Annotated in this window: 21 protein-coding genes and 2 pseudogenes; 10 read left to right on the top strand and 13 right to left on the bottom strand. The window is 66.2% G+C overall.

Features of this window, described 5'->3' with window-relative positions; genetic code table 11:
* Positions 1-27: 27 nt before the first annotated feature.
* Positions 28-837 (bottom strand): polysaccharide deacetylase family protein, encoded by an 810-nt coding sequence (locus RHA1_RS38210; protein WP_007297790.1) that lies wholly within the window; start codon positions 835-837, stop codon positions 28-30.
* Positions 838-1,305: 468 nt separating this feature from the next.
* Between RHA1_RS38210 and RHA1_RS38215 the strand changes: the two genes are divergently transcribed.
* Positions 1,306-2,007: an MspA family porin gene (locus tag RHA1_RS38215; protein ID WP_007297789.1), complete on the top strand. Its 702-nt coding sequence runs from the start codon at positions 1,306-1,308 to the stop codon at positions 2,005-2,007.
* A 1,267-nt stretch (positions 2,008-3,274) separates the two neighbouring features.
* Here the strand turns inward: RHA1_RS38215 and RHA1_RS38220 are convergent.
* From RHA1_RS38220 to RHA1_RS53030, 5 genes are all read right to left on the bottom strand, one after another.
* Positions 3,275-5,929, bottom strand: a complete 2,655-nt coding sequence (locus tag RHA1_RS38220; protein WP_011599335.1) for an FtsX-like permease family protein — start codon at positions 5,927-5,929, stop codon at positions 3,275-3,277.
* The gene (locus RHA1_RS38225; protein ID WP_007297787.1) at positions 5,926-6,639 is read right to left on the bottom strand and encodes an ABC transporter ATP-binding protein; all 714 of its coding nucleotides are present in this window, start codon (positions 6,637-6,639) and stop codon (positions 5,926-5,928) included. Before RHA1_RS38225 ends, RHA1_RS38220 begins: the two co-directional genes overlap by 4 nt.
* Positions 6,639-7,322 (bottom strand): ABC transporter ATP-binding protein, encoded by a 684-nt coding sequence (locus RHA1_RS38230; RefSeq protein WP_007297786.1) that lies wholly within the window; start codon positions 7,320-7,322, stop codon positions 6,639-6,641. The genes RHA1_RS38225 and RHA1_RS38230 overlap by 1 nt, the downstream gene beginning before the upstream one ends.
* Positions 7,310-7,897, bottom strand: a complete 588-nt coding sequence (locus RHA1_RS38235; RefSeq protein WP_039951422.1) for a hypothetical protein — start codon at positions 7,895-7,897, stop codon at positions 7,310-7,312. The genes RHA1_RS38230 and RHA1_RS38235 overlap by 13 nt, the downstream gene beginning before the upstream one ends.
* Before the next feature lie 76 nt (positions 7,898-7,973).
* Positions 7,974-8,105: a hypothetical protein gene (locus RHA1_RS53030; RefSeq protein ID WP_272942783.1), complete on the bottom strand. Its 132-nt coding sequence runs from the start codon at positions 8,103-8,105 to the stop codon at positions 7,974-7,976.
* Between the two features lie 45 nt (positions 8,106-8,150).
* Here RHA1_RS53030 and RHA1_RS38240 point away from each other — a divergent pair, with 45 nt between their 5' ends.
* Positions 8,151-9,404: a COG4705 family protein gene (locus tag RHA1_RS38240; protein ID WP_041813179.1), complete on the top strand. Its 1,254-nt coding sequence runs from the start codon at positions 8,151-8,153 to the stop codon at positions 9,402-9,404.
* Between the two features lie 470 nt (positions 9,405-9,874).
* Positions 9,875-10,534 (top strand): DUF8020 domain-containing protein, encoded by a 660-nt coding sequence (locus RHA1_RS38245; protein WP_007297783.1) that lies wholly within the window; start codon positions 9,875-9,877, stop codon positions 10,532-10,534.
* Between the two features lie 849 nt (positions 10,535-11,383).
* On the opposite strand, the gene RHA1_RS38250 is transcribed toward RHA1_RS38245, so the two are convergent.
* Positions 11,384-11,563, bottom strand: coding sequence for a hypothetical protein (locus RHA1_RS38250; protein WP_007299981.1), 180 nt, complete (start codon positions 11,561-11,563; stop codon positions 11,384-11,386).
* A gap of 229 nt (positions 11,564-11,792) precedes the next feature.
* On the opposite strand from RHA1_RS38250, the gene RHA1_RS44945 reads away from it, so the two are divergent.
* The 3 genes from RHA1_RS44945 to RHA1_RS47320 all read left to right on the top strand — a co-directional run bounded on the left by RHA1_RS44945 (position 11,793) and on the right by RHA1_RS47320 (position 13,749).
* Positions 11,793-12,095 carry a hypothetical protein gene (locus RHA1_RS44945; RefSeq protein WP_050998689.1) on the top strand — a complete coding sequence of 101 codons (303 nt, stop codon included), beginning with the start codon at positions 11,793-11,795 and terminating at the stop codon, positions 12,093-12,095.
* Positions 12,096-12,193: 98 nt separating this feature from the next.
* Positions 12,194-13,381, top strand: coding sequence for an AI-2E family transporter (locus tag RHA1_RS38260; protein ID WP_007299983.1), 1,188 nt, complete (start codon positions 12,194-12,196; stop codon positions 13,379-13,381).
* 197 nt (positions 13,382-13,578) lie between these two features.
* Positions 13,579-13,749 (top strand): hypothetical protein, encoded by a 171-nt coding sequence (locus RHA1_RS47320; protein WP_007299984.1) that lies wholly within the window; start codon positions 13,579-13,581, stop codon positions 13,747-13,749.
* Positions 13,750-13,918: 169 nt separating this feature from the next.
* On the opposite strand, the gene RHA1_RS38270 is transcribed toward RHA1_RS47320, so the two are convergent.
* The 5 genes and pseudogenes from RHA1_RS38270 to RHA1_RS38285 all read right to left on the bottom strand — a co-directional run bounded on the left by RHA1_RS38270 (position 13,919) and on the right by RHA1_RS38285 (position 16,846).
* Positions 13,919-14,941, bottom strand: a complete 1,023-nt coding sequence (locus RHA1_RS38270) for a YihY/virulence factor BrkB family protein (protein WP_007299985.1) — start codon at positions 14,939-14,941, stop codon at positions 13,919-13,921.
* 219 nt (positions 14,942-15,160) lie between these two features.
* Entirely contained in the window at positions 15,161-15,739 is a 579-nt protein-coding gene (locus tag RHA1_RS38275) for a hypothetical protein (protein WP_237727060.1), read from the bottom strand.
* A complete protein-coding gene (locus RHA1_RS52545; RefSeq protein ID WP_237727061.1) occupies positions 15,724-15,912 on the bottom strand; it encodes a TetR family transcriptional regulator in 189 nt (62 codons plus the stop codon). The genes RHA1_RS38275 and RHA1_RS52545 overlap by 16 nt, the downstream gene beginning before the upstream one ends.
* A 236-nt stretch (positions 15,913-16,148) precedes the next feature.
* A pseudogene (locus RHA1_RS38280) lies at positions 16,149-16,556 on the bottom strand (amino acid transporter); the annotation flags it as partial.
* Positions 16,454-16,846 carry a hypothetical protein gene (locus RHA1_RS38285; protein WP_041813183.1) on the bottom strand — a complete coding sequence of 131 codons (393 nt, stop codon included), beginning with the start codon at positions 16,844-16,846 and terminating at the stop codon, positions 16,454-16,456. The pseudogene RHA1_RS38280 and the gene RHA1_RS38285, both read right to left, overlap by 103 nt.
* A 316-nt stretch (positions 16,847-17,162) precedes the next feature.
* Between RHA1_RS38285 and hadA the strand changes: the two genes are divergently transcribed.
* The 4 genes and pseudogenes from hadA to RHA1_RS50905 all read left to right on the top strand — a co-directional run bounded on the left by hadA (position 17,163) and on the right by RHA1_RS50905 (position 18,818).
* Positions 17,163-17,642, top strand: coding sequence for a (3R)-hydroxyacyl-ACP dehydratase subunit HadA (gene hadA, locus RHA1_RS38290; protein ID WP_007299988.1), 480 nt, complete (start codon positions 17,163-17,165; stop codon positions 17,640-17,642).
* A 212-nt stretch (positions 17,643-17,854) separates the two neighbouring features.
* Positions 17,855-18,010, top strand: a complete 156-nt coding sequence (locus RHA1_RS38295) for a DUF6131 family protein (RefSeq protein WP_007296776.1) — start codon at positions 17,855-17,857, stop codon at positions 18,008-18,010.
* Between the two features lie 24 nt (positions 18,011-18,034).
* Positions 18,035-18,253 (top strand): annotated as a pseudogene (locus RHA1_RS53770) (RNB domain-containing ribonuclease); the annotation flags it as partial.
* 85 nt (positions 18,254-18,338) lie between these two features.
* Positions 18,339-18,818: a hypothetical protein gene (locus RHA1_RS50905; protein ID WP_007299989.1), complete on the top strand. Its 480-nt coding sequence runs from the start codon at positions 18,339-18,341 to the stop codon at positions 18,816-18,818.
* 190 nt (positions 18,819-19,008) lie between these two features.
* Here RHA1_RS50905 and RHA1_RS38305 read toward each other — a convergent pair whose 3' ends face one another.
* Positions 19,009-19,233 carry a DUF5652 family protein gene (locus tag RHA1_RS38305; RefSeq protein ID WP_007299990.1) on the bottom strand — a complete coding sequence of 75 codons (225 nt, stop codon included), beginning with the start codon at positions 19,231-19,233 and terminating at the stop codon, positions 19,009-19,011.
* Positions 19,234-19,327: the final 94 nt, after the last annotated feature.

Consider the following 19,327-nt stretch of genomic DNA (forward strand, 5'->3'; position numbering starts at 1 on the left):
ACGGGTCCGCGTAATGGCCACGTCACTTCAGGGTTTGACGAACACATCGTTGAGGGTGACGGTGCGCAGGTTTCGGTTCCGGATGATCTCGACGAGTTGCGGGTAAACGTGGGTGACCGGCAGGTAGTTGAGATGCCCGATGACGATTGTTTGCGGGGTGAAGTACTGGTTGGCCATCTGAAGGATGTAGTCCTCGGTGATCAGCGACGAATCCGACAGCGAGCTGTACCACAGGGTCGGGACGGTGTAGCCGAGGTCGGCGGCCACGGAGTCGACGGTGGCATTGTGTTTTCCGTAGGGCGGCCGGAAGTAGGGTGCGGCGTCGACGCCGTACGTCGTTTTCAGGAATTTGTGATTCTTGGTGAGTTCGTCGGCGATCCGACTCTTCGACACGGTCGTCAGGTCGGGATGGGACCAGGTGTGGTTGCCCAGCTGGATCTGACCGCTGTCGACGAGTGGTCGCAGGAGAGTGGCGTTGTCGGTCCACGAGTCGTATTGGCCGTTGACGAAGTAGGTGAGACGGACCCCGGTGTCCTGGGCGAACTGGGTGTAGAGCCGGACCACGTCGCTGTTGACGCCGTCGTCGACGGTGAGCGCGAGGAGGTCGCCGTTGCCGGGTAACGCTGTCAGGGTGCCGCCGCCGGGTAACTGGATTCGGGACCCGGCCGGCGGTGGCGGGAGTACCGCCGGTGGCGGGGATGCTACCGGCGTGGGTGCAACGCCCGGATCAGCGGGATCGGGGACGGCGGTGCCCGGGGTTTCGGCATTGCTGATGCTGCAACCGGCCGCGCCGACAACGGTGGCCGCGGCGAGAGTGAGGAATTGGCGTCGATCCACGGCCGCATTGTAGGGGTGTGCGATGAACGTCGATGGTGTGCGACGCGGACTCCACCAGTGCGGTCCCCCACCTTGCCTGGGGGTGCCTCCGTATTGATTGCGGCGGACCGCAGCACGAGTTGCATCCACTCGAATCGCGCATGAAGCTGAGATTCGTTCTCAGCGTTCTTTCAGCATGGAAAAGCTAGGCTTCCTCAGCTCACCTAGGACACAGCCATCTGTCTCCGTCGCGCGCCGGAGCCGACGTGAGCCGGAGCCGCATGTCCACGGGACATGCGCACTTTGCTAGGACCGAATCTCGTTGCCCAGCAACATTATGGGCCCCTGCAGGGTCTCGCCGTGCCACCGATCGGACACCGAAAATATAGGTCGCGAACTTCTTATCAATACTGAGATTTGATGCGCCCCTGTGGATACGCTTCGCATACTTCTTCATCTCTGTTTCGAAGCACACTGAATGGGGTCGGCATGACAGAAATCAGCACATCTCGCTTTGGGTACAGATCATTCACCCGCGCAGTCGCAGTCGCAGGAATCGCCGTGCTCGCCATAGTCTTGGGCAACGGCACCGCCTCGGCCGGCGTGGACAATTCCAGCTCCGTCGTCGACGCGCGGGGCAATCGGATCGAAGTCCTGCAGGGCGACACGTCGTATCAGGTGGTCCCGCCGCTGGATGGTGTTCCCACCAGTGTCGAGTTCTTCCACAACGGTTACGCCGAGGTCAACATCACCGGCCCGAACGCGGCAGAGTTCAAGGGCACCAAGCTCACCGTCGGCTACCAGATCGGCTATCCGATCGCGTTGAGCGGCGCGACTATCGTCCTCAATTCACCCGGGCTGGGGTTTGTGATCGGTTCGAGCAACGGGATCGATCTCGGACTCGTCCCAACACCCACGTTAGATCTGCACGCGGGCAGCAACGTCGGGCTCGCCGGTGACATCATCCCATCGCAGGAACTCGACATCGACTTGGCACCGGGCGGCATCACCACCGTCCCGCTGCTGGAGAACCAGTCATTCGACGGACCGGCGGCGTCGGTCCGAATGCAGGGAGTCCATGGTTCCATCTCCGGTGCGCTCGGTGCGGTCACCATCCGGCCGTACGCCACCGCCGTCACTTCACATGGTGACACCGTCACGACGTATGGCATGCCGCAGAAGCTGAATTAGTCTTCGCCGTCCAGCGACTACTGGTCCTGCGACGACACGAGAAATGACAACAGCAGGCCGACGCGACCGACAGTCGCGTCGGCCTGCTGTTGCGTGGGCGGTCCGAGCGGAGGTGTGGATTACCGCGGGCAGGTCGCGTCGCGAGTGCAATCGGCGATTTCACCGGTTGGCGAAGCGGCGTCGAACGACAGCTGTTCCTCCGACGGCCGCCAGGCAAGAGAAGCAACACCAGCAGCACATTCATCACCGATGTCTCCGATAGCAGGTTTGTCCGATCAGGGTCAGTCGGTTGCCCGTCGACCTACACCGCTGCAGCGGTTGACCTTCCGTTTCTGGTCTGCACCGCGACTACGTCCACAGGGCGATCCCGCGCGATGGTATGACGCGGGTGCTGTGAAATCGCTGAGAGAAGACCGGATTGTCCGTTGTAAGGCAGGAACGGACGCATTTCGTCTGTCCGTTGGTTGTAACGGACGTCGACACCGCGCAGCGCGGCAGGCCGTTCACCACCGACGATTGACAGAACCCGGTGTGTCACTGCACGACACTCTGCAACGACACTGCAATGGTCGGAGCGTCACGCCGGCCAGGCGGGTCGAGTGGCGTGGGGAGTCAGGCACCGGCCGTGTCCCGGTTGGGGAAGTTCGGCGGATCGTTCGCGGCTTAGACGGTGCCCCGAAATGACACAAAGGGGTTGCGATAGAGAGGATTTCATAAGCACTCTGAACCGGTGGTCAGCGATTTTGCGCGGAGTATGCCCTAGTCCCGCTGAGAGAATGTTGAGAACTGAGACGTCTCTGAGAAGACGAGAATCCGTCACTGTTCGCCCACCGTGACTGCGTAGGATTCAGGCTGTGCTGCAGTCGCTGCAACCGATACGGCGGCACACTTCGGCCCCCGCTCACTGCCCCCTAGATGTGGTGGCGGGGGCCCTTCACACCTCACCTGGCCTGTGGCGCAGTACACCAACTCCCCGGGCGCGGTGGAAAATCCGGATCCCGGCACCGACCGACTTGGGCGCCAGCGACGCGGACCTCGTCGGCGGCCCAGTCAGTCGGAGATCATTCCCTGGCGCAGGGGAACATTCGGTACCAGAACAGGCTGCGGTCCTGCCGGTGGAGAATCTGCGGCTCCGCTTTGAGTGGTGTAGTAGCTGGCTGTCGGATCGGGCTCGCCCCGGCTGGTGAGCGTCCGGTGGAACACGCCTCGATCAAGCGCGGGGCCGGAACAGCGACATCGCACCTGTCGCGCAGCCGGGTCGGGTCGGCTATTCGCGGAGCACGCTGATCGGATACCGGGCGGCCGTGTCCGCGGCGGCGGCGGTGACGGCGGCGATGGCCGCGGCCGTCGCCGCGGCCACCAGGGTCAGATAGGCCCAGGGCACTGCGAGTGTCGCCGGGGGTGGGTCGAAGACCCCGGAGAGCACCGCGACGAGCAGATGGGACAGGACCACACCGCCGATCACCCCGAGTGCTGCCCCGCCGGCGGTGACGACGGCGGCCTCGGCGAGCACGATCGACGCGGTGTGACGCCGGGTGCCGCCGAGCGCGGTGACAATCGCGAAGGTGCGCCGACGCTCCGCGAACCCCGACGCTAGCATCAACGCCGACCCGGCCGCGGCGAGGACCGCGGCGTAACCCAGTTCGAGTCGGGTCAACCCCCGCAGATCGACGGAAGTGAGAGTGGATCCGACAGTGCCACGCACCGTGGTGATATCGGTGACGGTGGCCCCGGTACCGAGTGCATCGGACACCGCCTGGCGCACCGCCGGGGTGTCCGCCCCACCGGTGTCGATGAGGAACGCGCCGACCGCCGGGTTCGCGGTCACCTGGGCGAGGTAGGCGGCGTTGGCGACGAGGAAGCTGTCCTTCGGTGCCGTCGGGAACTCTTTGACCACCCCGAGGAAGCGGAACGGCACGGTCTCGAATGCCGTCGTGGCGGCGTCTTGGATCCGCAGCTTCACCGGGTCGCCGGGGGAAAGTTGGAAGTCCGCCACGGTTTCGGCGCTGACCAGAACCCCGTCCGGTTGGGCAGCGAGGCGGTCCATCAGTTGTGCGGCGGTACCGCCATCGAAGTAGCTGTCCTGCAGCAGCGCCGCTCCGGTGATGGTGGTGGGGTCGACGCCGTACAGGTCTTGCAGGTCCGCGCCGACATAGGCGAAGCGGTGTTGGAGCGGTTCGACATCTCGGACGCCGGGAATCCGGCGCAATTCGCCTGTGAGGTCCGATCCGATGGTGGCGGTGGGAGGTTCGGTGACGGTGACGTCGGCGCCGTTGGTCAATCGGGCATCGACCTCGGCCTGTTGCCGGTAGGTGCTGTTGAACACCGCGGTCGAGAGGGCGAACATCCCGGCCAACGCCACGACCGCGACCGACCGGGCGAGTGCGCGGCGATTGCGGGCGAGCATCGCCGCTACCGTGCTCGACAGCGGGCCCGCCAACGGCCGCAACAGGGCTGCGCCGAAGCGGCGGCCCCTACCGAGGGTGAGATCGGCCAGTCGCAGTGTCAGCAGGGCTGTCCCGATCCACAGCAGCGCCGGTCCGGCGAAGGTCCAATAGCTCACCGACAACGCGGTCACCCCCTCCGGCGCGAGCACCAGGGCGTACCCGGCGCGGCTGGTGACCTGGTAGACGGCGAACGCCGCGGCCAGCGCGAGGAAGTCGACCCCGGCCAGCCGCCACAGCGGACGCCGGGTGCGGCCGATCGCGGCGCGGGCAGCGGCCGCCGTCGAGAACCGCAGATCACGCAGGGCGGGAGTGAGAACGGTGACCGCCGTCAGCACCACACCCGCCGCGGCGGCCGAGAGCAACCAGGACAGGGACACCGGCGACCCCACCACCACGCGCTCGACGACGATGCCGGCCCCGGCGCCGACCACACCGCCGATCAGCCCCACCGCCACCGCCTCGGACCCGGCCACAGCGGTGAGCTGCCCGCCACCGGCACCGCGGGCGCGCAGCAACCCCAACTCCTGGCGACGACGTGCCGCCCCGCCGGCGGTGATCACCGCGGCAAGGACCGCGGACAACGCGACACCGGGCAGACCCAGGAACAGAAACAGCACCTGCGAATACAGGGCGTCCTGGCGGGCCGCGTCGAGGGTGGCGTCGAGGTTGTCCCCCACCAGTGCGGCGCCGGCGAGGGTTGCCTCGAGGTTGCGGGCGCCGCCGATGTCGGCAGCGTAGGCGGCGGCCGGATCCGGGGGCAGATTCCGGTCCCGGCCGACATGCACCTGCGCACGCACCACCGCCGGATCGTCCCGCTGCCCGGGGGCGAAGAGGGCGTCGAACTCCGCGATAGGCAGCAGCAGCACATTGTCCGGGGGTGCCTGCGGCTGCGCGGCGGCCGGGGCGGCGACGGTCTGGAACAGTGAATCCGCCTGCGGCAGATCCACGACCGCGGCCACCGTCTCGGCGGCGGTGCCGCCGCCGGGCAACCGGACGGTGATCACCGACCCCACAGTCGCCCGCAGATTCGATGCGGTCTGCTGCGCCAGCAGCACCCCGGAGTCGGCTCCGCTGAGGGTGCGGATCGTGCCGGGAAAATGCTGCCGGTACCGATCCGGGATACCGACGATGACCGCCGGCCCGGTGCTCACGGCGGTGCCCCCGCCGGCGGCGAAGAGCCCGGCGCTGTCACCGAAGCGGACCGGGTCCGCCACCCGAACCCCCGGATAGGACCGGATCTGATCGAGGACGGTGCCCGGATCGGCGCCGGGCTGCACCTGGATCTGCCAGTCGACGGCGACCGCCCGGGCGGCCCGGTCGGTCATGGTGGCCTTGGACGCGGCGAGGAACCCTCCGAGGGCGGTGAGGAGACTGACCGCGATCGCGAGACAGGCAGCGGCGCCGAGGAGTCTGCCGCGACGGCGGCGCAGCAAGCCGGTCAACCACATCCCTGCCAGGGCCAGGCTTGTGCTCATGGCGTGGGAGGGACCGAGGTGGTCGGTGACCGGATCTGCAGGCGGCCGCCGCGCATCGACCACCGGACCGGGCAGCGCCCGGCGACCGTGTCGTCATGGGTGCTCACGACCGGGGCCGCGCCGAGCATGTTGACGGTCTCGAACAGCACGTCGAGGACCTCGGCGCCGGTGCGGTGGTCGAGTTGCCCGGTTAGCTCGTCCGCCAGAACGAGTCGCGCGGTGCCGGCCAGCACGCGGGCGAGCGCAACCCGGTGCGCTTGCCCACCGGACAGTTCCTCCGGAAGCCGCCCGGCCAGCGGTTCGAGCCCCAGCCGAGCCAACGCGGTCCTCGCCCGCGCCCGAGCCGCGGTGTCCGAGCAGCCGGCCAAAACCTGCGGGAGCGCCACGTTTTCGGTGACATCGAGGGCCGGAATCAGGCTCGGAGCCTGAAAGACCACCCCGATGCGGGTGCGGTCGCGGCGGGGATCGGCGCCCAGCCCCGGCCAGGAAAGGTGCCCCGCGCTGGGGGCGTCGAGGGCCGCGAACAGGTGGATCAGGGACGATTTCCCCGAGCCGGACGGGCCGATCAGGGCGATGCGGGCACCGCGGTCGATGTCGGCGCTGACGGAGTCGACCGCCACCCGCGCGGTGCGCCCGGACCCGAAGACCCTGCTCAGATCCCGGCACCGCAGCACCGGCCCGGCTGCGGCACTCCCCGGCAGGGTGCTCATCACAGCACCCGACCGTCGACCAGTTCGATCACCCGGTCCGCCCTCGCCCGCACCGCCGGGCTGTGACTGGCGACCAGCACCGCCGCCCCGCGCCGGCACCACGCCCGCAGGAGTTCGAGCACCGCATGTTCGGAAGCGGGATCGAGCTCCCCGGTCGGTTCGTCGGCGAGGACCACGGCGGGATCGTTCGCCAGGGCGACCGCCAGCCCGGCGCGGGCCGTCTCGCCCCCGGACAGCGAGGACGGATACGAATCGGCCACCGCTGCGAGCCCGAGCCGCGACAGCAGATCAGGCACCGGCACCCGGCGGGCAGGAGCAACCAGTCGGCGTACCAGGCGCACGTTCTGGGCTACGGTCAGGTGCTCGAACAGGTTGTCCTGCTGAAACAGCACCCCGATGTGGTCGGCGCGGAGTCGGGCGCGGACGGTCTCGGGTCGATGGCTGAGCGCTTCGCCGTGCACGCGCACCATGCCGCCGTCGGGCTCGTCCAGGCCCGCCAGACACGCCAGCAGCGTGGACTTACCAGATCCCGAGGGGCCCGCGACGGCGACCATCTCACCGCCGCTGATCCCCAGCGACACTCCGCGCAACGCCAGCGTCTCCTCGCCGGCGGCGCGGTAGAACCGGTAGAGCTCCACGGCGGTGATCACCCCACCCCCGGGGTCGGCGGTCACGAGGTCCACCGGAAGGAATCGGTGACCGTGCGCCACGGATCGACGTTGTCCGCCCCGACCGGAGCCGACAATGTCAAGGTCACCAGCTGGCCGTCGCGGAAGAACTCGTACCGCTCCACCTCGTCCGTGACGGACTTCCCCGAGACGGGATTGTTCGGCCCGGCGATCCGGTAGGTCGCCTCCACCGCAGTGCCGGCCGGCCGGGTCACCGACGTAACGGTGCCCGCCACATATCCGGCGGCAGAAGCGAACTGCTGATCGACGTCCTGGTGCACCGCGGTCTCGGACGGGGCCGTCACCGCGAACTCTGAATCGACGGTAATCGCGTTCAATTTGTCGGTGAACGTCACCGCCGGCCCCGCCGCCGTCATCGCCCACCCCTCGGGCACCTTGACCGCGAACCCGGGAAACGGGTTCACCTCGACAAAGACCTGATCGTCCGGAATGTCACCCGGCGCGGCCACATCCGGGCCGGGAGGGGCCGGGCCCGCACCCGAGCAGCCGGTCACCAGGGTCGCCGTGACAACAAATACGGCGGCACCCACCGACAGCGTGGCCACGCAACGTTCTCGTGCACTGATCATCGATGCCTCCCACCGGCGGTGCATCCACCCATCAGGGTGCGCGGACGATGCTGTGGACACGCTGAGAACCATCCACCTACGTCCCACCCAGTGGCAGCAGGCTGAGCAGCTGCGGGACCCGCAGGCGCGATGTGTCGGGCAGGTCAACGTGCGCCGACTGCACGACGGTGTTGCCGTGCTCGTCCCGCTTTCGTCCTGTGGCCGTCACCGACTCTCAGCGTGCCTTCAGCAAGATCTCCCTACGGTCAGGGTTGTGACCGAGACGACGAGATCTGCCAGCAAGACCCGGCGCGTGATGCTGAGCAAGGTCCCCGAGATCACGGTGTGGTTCTGGATCATCAAGATCCTGTGCACGACCGTGGGTGAGAGCTTCGCCGACTGGATCAACATGACCTTGGGTCTCGGCCTGAACACCACCGCGCTCATCTTCACGGTCATCCTCGTCGCGGTGCTGGGATGGCAGCTGCGCCTGACCCGGTACGTGCCGTTCGTCTACTGGCTGGCGGTCGTCGTGCTCAGCGTGACCGGCACCCTCTACACCGACATCCTCACCGATGACCTGGGCGTCCCGCTCGCGGTGAGCACCAGCGCCTTCGCGGCGGTCCTGGCCATCGTGTTCGGTGTGTGGTTCGCCGGCGAGCGGACACTGTCGATCCACAGCATCGTCACGACACCGCGAGAGCTGTTCTATTGGCTCGCCGTCCTGGTCACCTTCGCCCTGGGCACAGCAATCGGTGACTGGATACTCGAGCTCACCGGCTGGGGACCCGGCACCTCGGTACTCCTACCGGCCGGCCTGATCGTCTTGATCGCGATCGGCTGGCGACTCGGCGCAAATCCCGTGCTCTCCTTCTGGCTGGCATACATTCTGACTCGCCCGCTGGGTGCGAACCTCGGCGACTGGCTCGCATCCCCGTCGACCGATCACGGACTCGGTGTGGGTACCGCCTTGACCAGCGCGATCTTCCTTCTCGCGATCCTCGCCACCGTCGTGTACCTCACCCTCACCCGCAGCGACGTCATCGAAGAACACGAACGGACCCACACCCCGACCGTGACCACCACACCGGCCCGCGAACGGCTCATGCTCGGGTACTACGCCGTAGTTGCCGTCGCCACCGGCGCCCTGCTCGTCTGGGCCGCCGGGCAGCCGCACGCAACCGCGGCGAGCGAGGAGGAAACCGGCGAGGCGCCCGTGACCACGCAACTCACCCCAGGTGAGGTGACAGCACATTTCCCGCCGGCTGAGGTCGCGAAGTTCCGCACCATCGCCGAGGACACACTCACAAAAGTGCAGGCCGGTGACCAGACCGGCGCGACCGCCCGGATCAAAGACCTCGAAACCGCGTGGGACGACGACCAGGCGACCCTACGCCCCCTGGACGCCACCGCCTGGACCGTCCTCGACGGCCGGATCGACAACGTTCTCAAAGCAGTGCGGGCGAGCACACCCGACACCGCGACCGAGACACAGACTCTCACAGCACTATTGACCGACCTTCACTGAGACCGCCGATGCGCCGTGGCATGATCCCCCGCCGCCCAGACAACAGAAAAGCCATCCCCGACGCCCGCGTGAGTGGTCGGTGCCGGTCTCAGCATGCTCACAGGGAACGGTTGCCCCACTCATCCGATTCGATTCACCACCACGGTGTTGAGCGAGGCCCGGAACTCACCCTCCGCTTGGGTGGGATTATCGGCGAACTGACACCACCGGAGTCGCCCAGATACCGTCCGACCGCACCACGACGCCCGACCATCCCGAGTACATCGACGACCGCACACAAACCATGCAACATAACCCATTTGTCCCATTCGTCGTGGGAGAAACAGGGCGCATCCCCAGACGCGACAGGCACTGTTCAGATTCTGTTCACTTCCGGTTAGAAAGCAGACTTGTTGCATCCCTAGGGTTCTCGTGCATCCTCGAAGCGGTCGCAGTCGGCGCCGCCCTCCCAGCAAAAGGAACAATCACGCATGAAGATGACCAAGTTGATGGCTGTCGCAGCCATGACCATCGCGTCGATGGGCATCGTGGCCGGCACCGCCTACGCCGATCCCGCCCCCGCCCCCGGTGTCGGATGGAACGTCACCAGCAACGGGAACCAGGTCATCGTCGATACCGCGGCCGGTTCGCTGAGCAACGAGAACAATCACCTCGTAGTACGTGACGCCGCAGGAGCACTCGTCGATTCGGTGCCGTTGGCGATCGCCGTCGACGGCGTCAGCCATCCGGTCGCCGCTCAGATCGACGGACACACCGCAACCCTCACCACCGACACCAGCCCGGCCGCCGCTACCCCGGTCAGCCTCCCACTCCAGCAGGTCGACCTGCCTGCCGCTGTCGCAAACGTCAAGGACAACATCACCCTCACCGCGGCGGTCGGCGGATTCCTCGGCGCCGCGAGCGGTTTGGTCGGCGGTTGCCTCCTCGGCGCGATCGCCGGCGGTGTCGTTTCCGCGCCCGCCGCGCTGCTCTTCGGAGCGGGACCGGTGGCGGGATGCATCGGTGGGGCGTTGCTCGTCGGCGCGGGAGCATCGCTCGCCGGCACCGCAATCGGCGGTCTCGGCGCGCTGGGAGCGAACGCACAGCCGTTCATGACCTTGCTGAACCAGCCGCCGGCCGCCAAGAAGTAGTCAGCACAAGCGGTTCCCGATACGAGAAGATTCTATTCCCCGAAGCATCGCCGGTCCCCACTCCGAGGACCGGCGATGCAGCTCTATCCGGGGTGAACGCATTACCCGAACGGCCTCGAAGCACGGCAGGACCTGGTCACAGGCCTGCGCCTCTCACGCGGCGCCGGCCATCTCGGCGCACACGCCGCCCACGATCACGACACAGTCCGGATCGCCGACCTCGAACAGGGCCCAGAACGTGCGCAGAGAGAACCTCCACAATGTTCGATCTCGCCGTAGCAGCCATGGACCTCAGCCGCGCCGATCGATACAGACCGTCGCGTCTGGCTACCGCTCGCTCTTGCACAGGCACCCACCTTCGCCGCTCGATACCGGGCACGGAAGAACCGAACCGACCGGTCTCAGGTCCACAGTGGATTACGGTTCCGGTTGCGGCGGGTGGGGTATTGCGTGGCCCCAACTGCAGCGTCTTCTCAGCGTTGAATCCGGACGAGTGCGGTGTACGGCATCCGTGTCAGGCGACGATCCCCATCGTGACGGGATAACCCGCACCGACACGCGTCAGGCGCTTGTCTCACGACCCCGAGTCACGCTCAAAACGTCTACGGGCGGCGCGGCCGCCGATTCCCGCAGCCGGACAGTGACCCCGCCCAGACGTTCGAATTCTCGGGCCAACGAGAAGGACGATTTCAACGTCGGTATGAGGCCCAGGACACCGCAATTGCTACATACGCGAGCAAAATTGCCAGCGCTGCCGCGACGACCAGGACCACGTGACATAACGTCACTTTCATTGCCCCTCGCCTTCCCTGGACGCATTCTCGCCCATCCGAGCGCTGTCCGTGACGCTCATCTCTTCCCTACGACGGCGGCGAACCTGGTAGGCGCGCTCCGGTGTTCCATTCTGGCCCAAGCCGCCTCGGCAGTGAACGGACCGAATGTGCAACACGCCCCATCGTGGCGGTCCACTTCGACCACCCAGTACTCGGTCACTTGGAGGGCTGCTACAGCGACGGCGGTGTCAGTCATCGGTGTTCCTTTGCAAGAAAGAGTGAAGCCTCGCGACTGTGTCAAGATCCATTGTCCGCCTATGCGAGCGTGCAGGACGAGCGTCGGCATGCTCATGCGAACCACCGTTTGCGATCCTCATAACTCCCAGCACATCGACGAACTCGACGCGGTACACCACCACCTCAACCCGCGAGGCCGGAAATCGGACATCACCGGGTCAACCCAACGTCGATGCCAATCCGGAGCGGTGACCACCCAGCACATGCCGATGCACCGGACTGCAGCACCCACTAAGGGAGCGGTCGTCGAACTCCAGCACCGCCGCCGCACCTCGGGCATAGGCGTCGCGGAATGCCCCGGTGCAGCGCCTGCCCAGGGGTGCGATGATGAACTGATGCTCGCTCTCATCGGTTTTCTACTGGTGGTGTGGTTGGTGTTCGTCGTCCTCGGCCTCGTGGTCAAAGGATTTTTGTGGCTTGCGGTCATCGGGATTGTGCTGTTCGCCTTGACCGCCGGGTGGGGCTGGCTCAACCGCAACACCCGCACCTGACCTCGCCGCGACCGGCTTCCCGGCACTCGATCAGCACCCGCCCGCCGGCCGCGTCGAGGCTCGCAAGCGGCGCCCACTTCGAGGAGGATCAGGAAGTCATGCCCACGCTGCCCGGGCTCGGCTCCCCCGACGATGCCGACCGCCGACCCCACCCACCAACAAACCCAGAGGGGTCGGAAAACACCGATCCGGTCCCCGCAGCCGAAGCCATCGCCGCCCGGATCAGCACCCCCGACCAACCCCTCGGTAGCCCAGGCGCCCGATTCAACCGGCGCTCCCCCTTCTTCATCGGCGCCACCGGCGCCGCCGGGGTCGCCCTGACATACGGTCTCGTGCACCTGCTCATCACCGCACAGTCGATCCTCATCCTGATCGGGTTGGCACTGTTCCTCGCCCTGGGACTCGACCCCATCACCTCCTGGCTGGTCGACCACAACCTGCCACGCTGGCTGGCGGTGACCGTCGTCTTCACCGTCGCGCTCGCGTTCACGGCGGGCTTCTTCGCGGTCGCGATCCCCCCACTGGTAACCCAAACCGAACAATTGATCGACCGAGCACCGGACTACCTGAACCAACTCCAGGACCACTCCAGCATGGTGGGCAAACTCAACGACCGCTATCACCTGCAAGACCGGCTCACCAGTGCCGTGAACGGCAGCGGCCAGACCATCGTCAACGAAACCGTCAGCGCCGGCGCCGCGATCTTCGACGCGCTGGGCAAGTTCCTCATTCTGGCGGTGTTGACCGTCTATTTTCTGGCTAATCTGCCCGCTATCCGCACCACCGGGTACCGGCTGATCCCCCATTCGCGCCGGCCGCGGGCCATCCTCATCGGCGATCAAATCTTCGCGAAGGTCGGTGCCTACGTCCTCGGTAACGTGCTGATCTCGGTGATCGCCGGCACCGCGACCGCGATCTGGCTCCTCGCGTTCAACGTGCCCTATGCACTGTTCCTCGGTGTGTTCGTCGCCCTCTTCGATCTCGTTCCGGTCGTGGGGTCGACCATCGCCGGTATCGTCGTTGCCGCAGTCGCGTTGACGGTGTCCCTGCCCGTCTGCATCGCCACGGTGATCTTCTTCGTTGCCTTCCGCCTCGCCGAGGACTACCTTCTCGTCCCCCGGATCATCGGTCGAACGGTGAAGATCCCGGCCCTGACGACCGTCGTCGCCGTTCTCATCGGTGGCACCCTGCTCGGGATCGTCGGCGCCCTCGTCGCCATCCCAATCGCCGCCGCCATCCACCTGCTCGTCGAGGAAACCGTCTTCCCCCGCCTCGACAGCACCTGAGCCCGTAGTCACTGCTGCAGTGACTACTGGCGACCTACTGGCTGGACTCGTCCTTGGCCCAGACGATGCTGTGGTACTGCCGAGGTGGGTTCAGTGATGCATGGCGTCTGTCGCGAGCACGTAGAGCACGACCGCTGCTTGTCTTTCCAGGCAGGCCGCCCTCGACGCCATCACACGAGAACGCGCCGGACCCGGACGTGGTCGATGTCGAACTCGACCAGGGCTACTACGACCGCGGCATCGCCGCCCGCCGAAACGCCCACACCCACCTTGAGGATGTCACCGACATCCTCACCGGCATCGAAGACGAAGCCGACAAACTCCTCGCCGATCTGCTTGCGAACCTCGTCCGCACCGAAAGAGGTTGACGGAGAACTGGTGTCCGACGCTGGGGACGGCTTTGGGACGGTGCGATAACTGGACTTATCGCAGAGATGACTGTGCCTGTCGTCCGAGCGTGTGGCCTTCCCCGTCGACCACCAACCCAGTTGGTGATGGCCTGGGTAACGCTCTGGGTGTCGGTGCTCTGTCGGGTGTTCAGGGAGGGGGTCGCTGGGGTCGGTTGGGGGCGGGTTTGGTCTTGCCTGGTTCGTCGAGTGGTCGACGGTCGGCTTCGGGGGTAAATGCGACGTCGACGGTTTCCTCGGGGCGTCGTTCTTCCATCTTCGCCAGTCGGACCATCGCGGTCTTGTCCTGCGGGGTGAACGGGGGTTGGGTCATCGATCGGGGCCAGAGCCGGTAGCGCAGTACAACGTTGATCTCGGCGGCGAGCAGGGTCAGCCGGGCGCCGAGATACAGCCACGACAGCAGGCCCAGGACGATGGCGAAGAATCCGTACACGTCGGTGGAGTGGCTGATGGTGTAGCGGACGAACCAGTCCCCGATGCGTTGCAGGATTTCCCAGAACACAGTGGCGAACACCGCCCCGACGGCCACGTCGCGTACTCGCACGGTCGCCGAGGTCAGGACGGTGAAGCAGACGAGGAAGACGAGGAAGTTGACCCCGGCAGCGGCGGCCGAGGCCCAGGCGTCGGACAGGGGACCGAAGCGGGGTGCGTATCCGATCAGGGTGGTCGAGACCAGGATCCCGATTCCCAGGAGCACCAGGATCGTCAGTCCCCGCACCCGGCGGCCGACGAACCCGGGCCAGTCCTTGAACGGCACGTTCCACACCGTGTTCATCGCGTTCTGCGCGGCCTGCCCGATGCCCTGGGCCCCGTAGAGGGCGCCGAGCACACCGAGGACGAGGGCCCAGCCGTTGCCTCGCAGCGGGTGGGTGGAGCTGCGGAGTTGGGTGCCGAGGATGGGGAAGTCGGCCAGGACGGAGTTGATCATGCGTTGTTCGAGGTCGGGGTGTCCGGCGAGGACGAACCCGAGGACCGTGGAGAACAGCAGCAGGAGGGGGAAGACGGCGAACAGCCCGTAGAAGGCGATGATGGTGGCCTTGCCGCCGGCCTGGTCGTTGCCGAACTTCTGCACTACGGCGAATGGCACGGCGAGGATCGCGTGCCGTTGCTGGAAGCGGTCGATCCGGCGGACCGCGGTTTCCGCCCGATTCATCGGTTCGCCTTTCGGCCGGTGCTGGGTTGCCCTGCTTCCATTGTCCGCGTCACATCAGCGACCTGCCCCCGGCCAGGTCGTCTATGGACAACGCTCGATTCAGTTCCGTCCGGCGGCTACACATCCTGGTCGCGGGTTTCTCGCCGCGTGGCGGCGGTGGCAGGCAGAAGGTTCGACGAGCCAGCGAGCAGTCCCGCCATGAAGCAGGTCCGACCGGGCTCATGGTTGTGGAGGACCGGGAGGATGCGGCGATATCCGCCGGTGCCGCACTAGTTCTGGGACTTGACCATCAACGATGGAGGGACCAGGACGGACCGCCTGTGTTGCATCGGTGGGGGATGCGATCGCGTTAACGGTGATCATTGCGGTGAGGTCGTCGAGGCCGGTGATCAGGGCATCGGTATCCCGGTCGACCAGCCACCGCAGCACCAGCCCATCCAACCCGGCCAGGGCGGAGCGGGCGACGACGGCGACGGGGATGCGCCAGGTGGTGTCGGTCCGCTCTGCGCACCGGCGGAGGAACTCGACTGCTTCGGTATCCATGGTGCGGTATTGGCGGTCGGCGATCTGCCCGCCCGCGCTGTCTCCGGTGTCGCGGCGGCGGAGCGCCGTGGTGGTGATCTCGTAGGTGAGTAGTTGCCGTCCGGCGGTGGATTCGAGAATCGGTACCAGGGCCCCGATCCCGGTCTGCAGCACCCGCCTCAGCCCGGCCACGCCGGGGCGGTGAGGAGCGCCAGCGATCTGTCCGAACGCCAGCCGCAAACCGTCGCTGATCTGTCCGATCAGGGCATCGGCCATCGCCGTGATGAGCTCGCCTTGTCGGCGAACCGGTAGTGCAGCAACCCGAGGGACACTCCGGCGGCCCCGGCAACCCGGCGCAGAGACACGTCCCCGATTCCGCGGTCCTCGGCGACGGCGAGGGCCGCCTCGAGCAATTGGGTGCGGCGGACGTCTGCGGAAAGCCGGGGCATCGCCCGATCCTAAATGCTCGCGCGCCGGGGACCTCGTCCGAGGACGGTGGTACGTCACCTCACGAACCCAAGCAAAATTTGGCGGATTCCAGCGGTCGCCGCAACACGCATGGTCTTGTCAGCAGCAGCCTTAGGACAGTGACAGAGAGCGCCCCGCGAGGAACCTGGAGGTCCCTGTTCGTCAGGGCCAGGGTTTCGAAACGTTGATGCGCCCGGTTCTCCGGGTTTACAGAACCTCAACCGACATGCACGTGCGGTCGCTGCTGCCGATTCGGCTCTGCTCGCCGGAGTACTTCTCGGGCTACCGGGGCGACTTCCCCTTCGCCGATGAACAGGAACCGGAGCAGGTTGACGAGCGGGTTGCCTTCGGTCCATTCGAAGTACACATCCGGGTTGACGCCGGTGATGTCCCGGATTCGAAGCAGGACGGCGGCAATTGTGTTGGGGATCGCGGGACTGTCGACCCACAGAATCCGGTATTTGCCGCGTTGACGGCCGTGGACGACGAGGTCGGTGCTGAAGTCGGAGGAGTCGGTGACGTTCACTTCGAGGAAGAGGATGGAGTCGGATTCGGGGATATGGCTTTCGGCCCGGTGCTGGGTTTCCTTGTCGCGGTATTCGTCCTCGTCGAGGCGGTCGGTGTCGTCCGGTGTCGGTCGTATCTGCGCCGCGCCGCCCGAGCGTTCTCGTGGGCGACAATTGCCTCCTGCCAGTCCCGGTCGCTCACTTCATCGTCGTGGTCCGGGGCTGGCGATGGGACCCCGAGCCGGGCGCCGATCTGTGCCCACGACATGCCCTCGGCCAACGCGTCCGTTATCGCTCGGGCGATGAAGTCGTCTGCCTGCTCCCCGAAGGCGGCGAGGTCAGGGTCGGCGGGGTCGTCGCTGGGTTGCCCGCGCCGGTCCTCCGGGTTGTTGCGGTGCGGTTTCTCCACCAGGTGACCGTAACTGCCACCACGAAATCTTCTGTACGAGGTCGGGCACGGGAGACGCAGGAGGCAGAGATGCCACAACTTATGTAGTCGGGTGCGTTCCAAGGACGGTGCCGGCCATGCACCTCGTACCTCTCGATTGCTCACAATTCACTCCACTCCGACTCCCATCCCGGCCGCGGCCGGGAGAACAACCGGCCCCCATCAGCCCACCGCCGGTCGTGGGCGGTGGGATCCGTTGCCGCACGCATCCATCCGACACGCGCGCCATCCAGGAATGGGAAGGCAGCGCACATACGAACCGGTAGGTTCTCCCTCGGTGGCCACCATCCTCGACGACACCAGGACGACCCGGGCGCAGCGGACGGCGGGCCTGGTCGGTCATCACTACCGGGTCACCGACTTCTACGAGGTCGGCCGCGAGAAGATCCGCGAGTTCGCCGAATCCCTGCAAGACCCCCATCCGGCGTACCGGAGCGAGGACGCCGCCGTCGGCCTGGGCTATGACGGCCTGATCGCCCCGCTCACGTTCGGGTCCATCGTGGCGATGATCGCGCAGCAGCACCTGTTCGGCGAAGTCCTCACCGGCTACGACCCCGCCGAGATCCTGCACACCGATCAACGCCTGCAGTTCCACCGCCCCATCGCGGTGGGCGACCGCCTGATCTGCGACGTCTTTCTCGATTCGTTCCGCCACGCCGCCGGCAACGACATCATGGTCACAAAGACGATCATGCTCGACCAGCACGACACCCCGGTGCAGACGATGTGGACCACCCTGGTCGCCTACAGCCGCTGATCACCCACCGGCCCCTCCTCGTATCCGGCGCCCGCAGGAAGATTGCGTTTCTTGCAGTGACCCGAACAACCATGAGTGACCCCTGCCGGGCATTGGGGTACACCCTCGTCACGGCCAACCCGGCGATCTCGCTGTCGACCATCTGTTTTCCGATTAGGGCGAACGGGTAAACGCGGATGAAGGGCGCGCACCGCGCCGGGACGAGGTTCATCGTGATCATTCTCGGACTGATTCTGCTCGTGATCGGATTCGTGGCGGGCATCTCGATCCTCTGGACCATCGGGATCATCCTGCTGGTCATCGGAGTCATCCTCGCGCTGCTCGGGGCCACCGGCCGCGCCGTCGGTGGCCGCCGTCACTGGTTCTAAAGGTCGAGTAGGCGCCCGCTGCCCATCACGGACATCGTGAATCCGCTGCACCGCCACCTGGCCGCCGCGCAGGTCTTGCTGACCGCTCGCCGCGACGGCGACGCCCTCACGTTCTACGACCTCACCCGCGGCTGGGCGGCCCCGAGGACGAGGCCATCGTGCCGATCGCCGAACCTGCGGACCGTCGCCTACCTCATCGTGCAGGAGCTGATGATCGCCACTGAGGAGGCGGTCGCCCTCTGGTTCCTCCACCGGCACTGGGTCACTCGGACTGAGGCACCACGGAACGGGGTGCAAACGGTTCATGATGATGGGCGTGAGGATCTGGATGCTGGTCGACGTCGAACCCGGAAACGAGCGTCTGCTCGTAGGAGACCAAATCGAAGCCGCGACTGCATGGTGTCGACCGGAGATGCTGCCGGCAGAAGTGGTGAGCTGGGACGTCCCCGTGCAAGTCGAGCGCGTCGCCGCCATCCGCCCCGGCGAATACGACTGGGTAGCCCGCAACAACAATGAACACGTATCCGCGCTGCTCTCGGACTGGAAAGAACCAGAGGGTCCCACCGCGATCTCGGGCTGTCTGATGTACGACAGATACCTGAAATTGTTTCACCACATTGTGCCGACGACGCGGGGCCGCGTTCTTCGCCGCGCCGTTATCACTCGCGAAGGAACCCGCACCCCGAACCCACTCGGGGGTTATTCGGTCGACCCGTCGCGACCGCCTACTTTCACCGAATGCGGGAACGTACCGCCGGACAGGACAGCTACGTGGAACTGCGTCGAACTCGACACGGACGACGAGTAGGTCGTCCAAGCACGATCACCGAAGACTGGACTTCGAATGCTATGTGCAGGGCGGAAGAGAACTACCTCAAGGGCGCAATCAGGCTGCCCGACGCACTTGAATAGTCTGCCGTTCACCGATTACCTAACGGGATGCCGGCCGACGGTCAATGGGATGGTGGAGTGGGTTGCTCTGACGAGTGACATGCATTTCATCCGGCGCGCCCGCGCAACAGATAGATGACCGGCAAAATCCCACCCGAGTTCACCAGGGCGAGTGCGAGTGCCCACAAGGACTTCGAGCCCCGGACGGCCGAACGAGGACGCTGGGCAAGATCAATCAACGTGGCGATCTTCAGGCCCGTCTCGAAGGCGCCGCCAATGAGGAATGCTTGCCGAAGACGTGGATCGAGGTCACCCCAACGCTTCTTGGTCATGGGATCATCGTGCGCCTCATCCCCGACCAGGAGCAAGGCCGATGGCCGGTCGCTGCGCCTCTAGTGCTATGCCCAGCTGAGGGGTTCTCTTTCG

The sequence above is a fragment of the Rhodococcus jostii RHA1 genome (assembly GCF_000014565.1).
GTDB classification, from domain to species: Bacteria; Actinomycetota; Actinomycetes; order Mycobacteriales; family Mycobacteriaceae; genus Rhodococcus_F; species Rhodococcus_F jostii_A.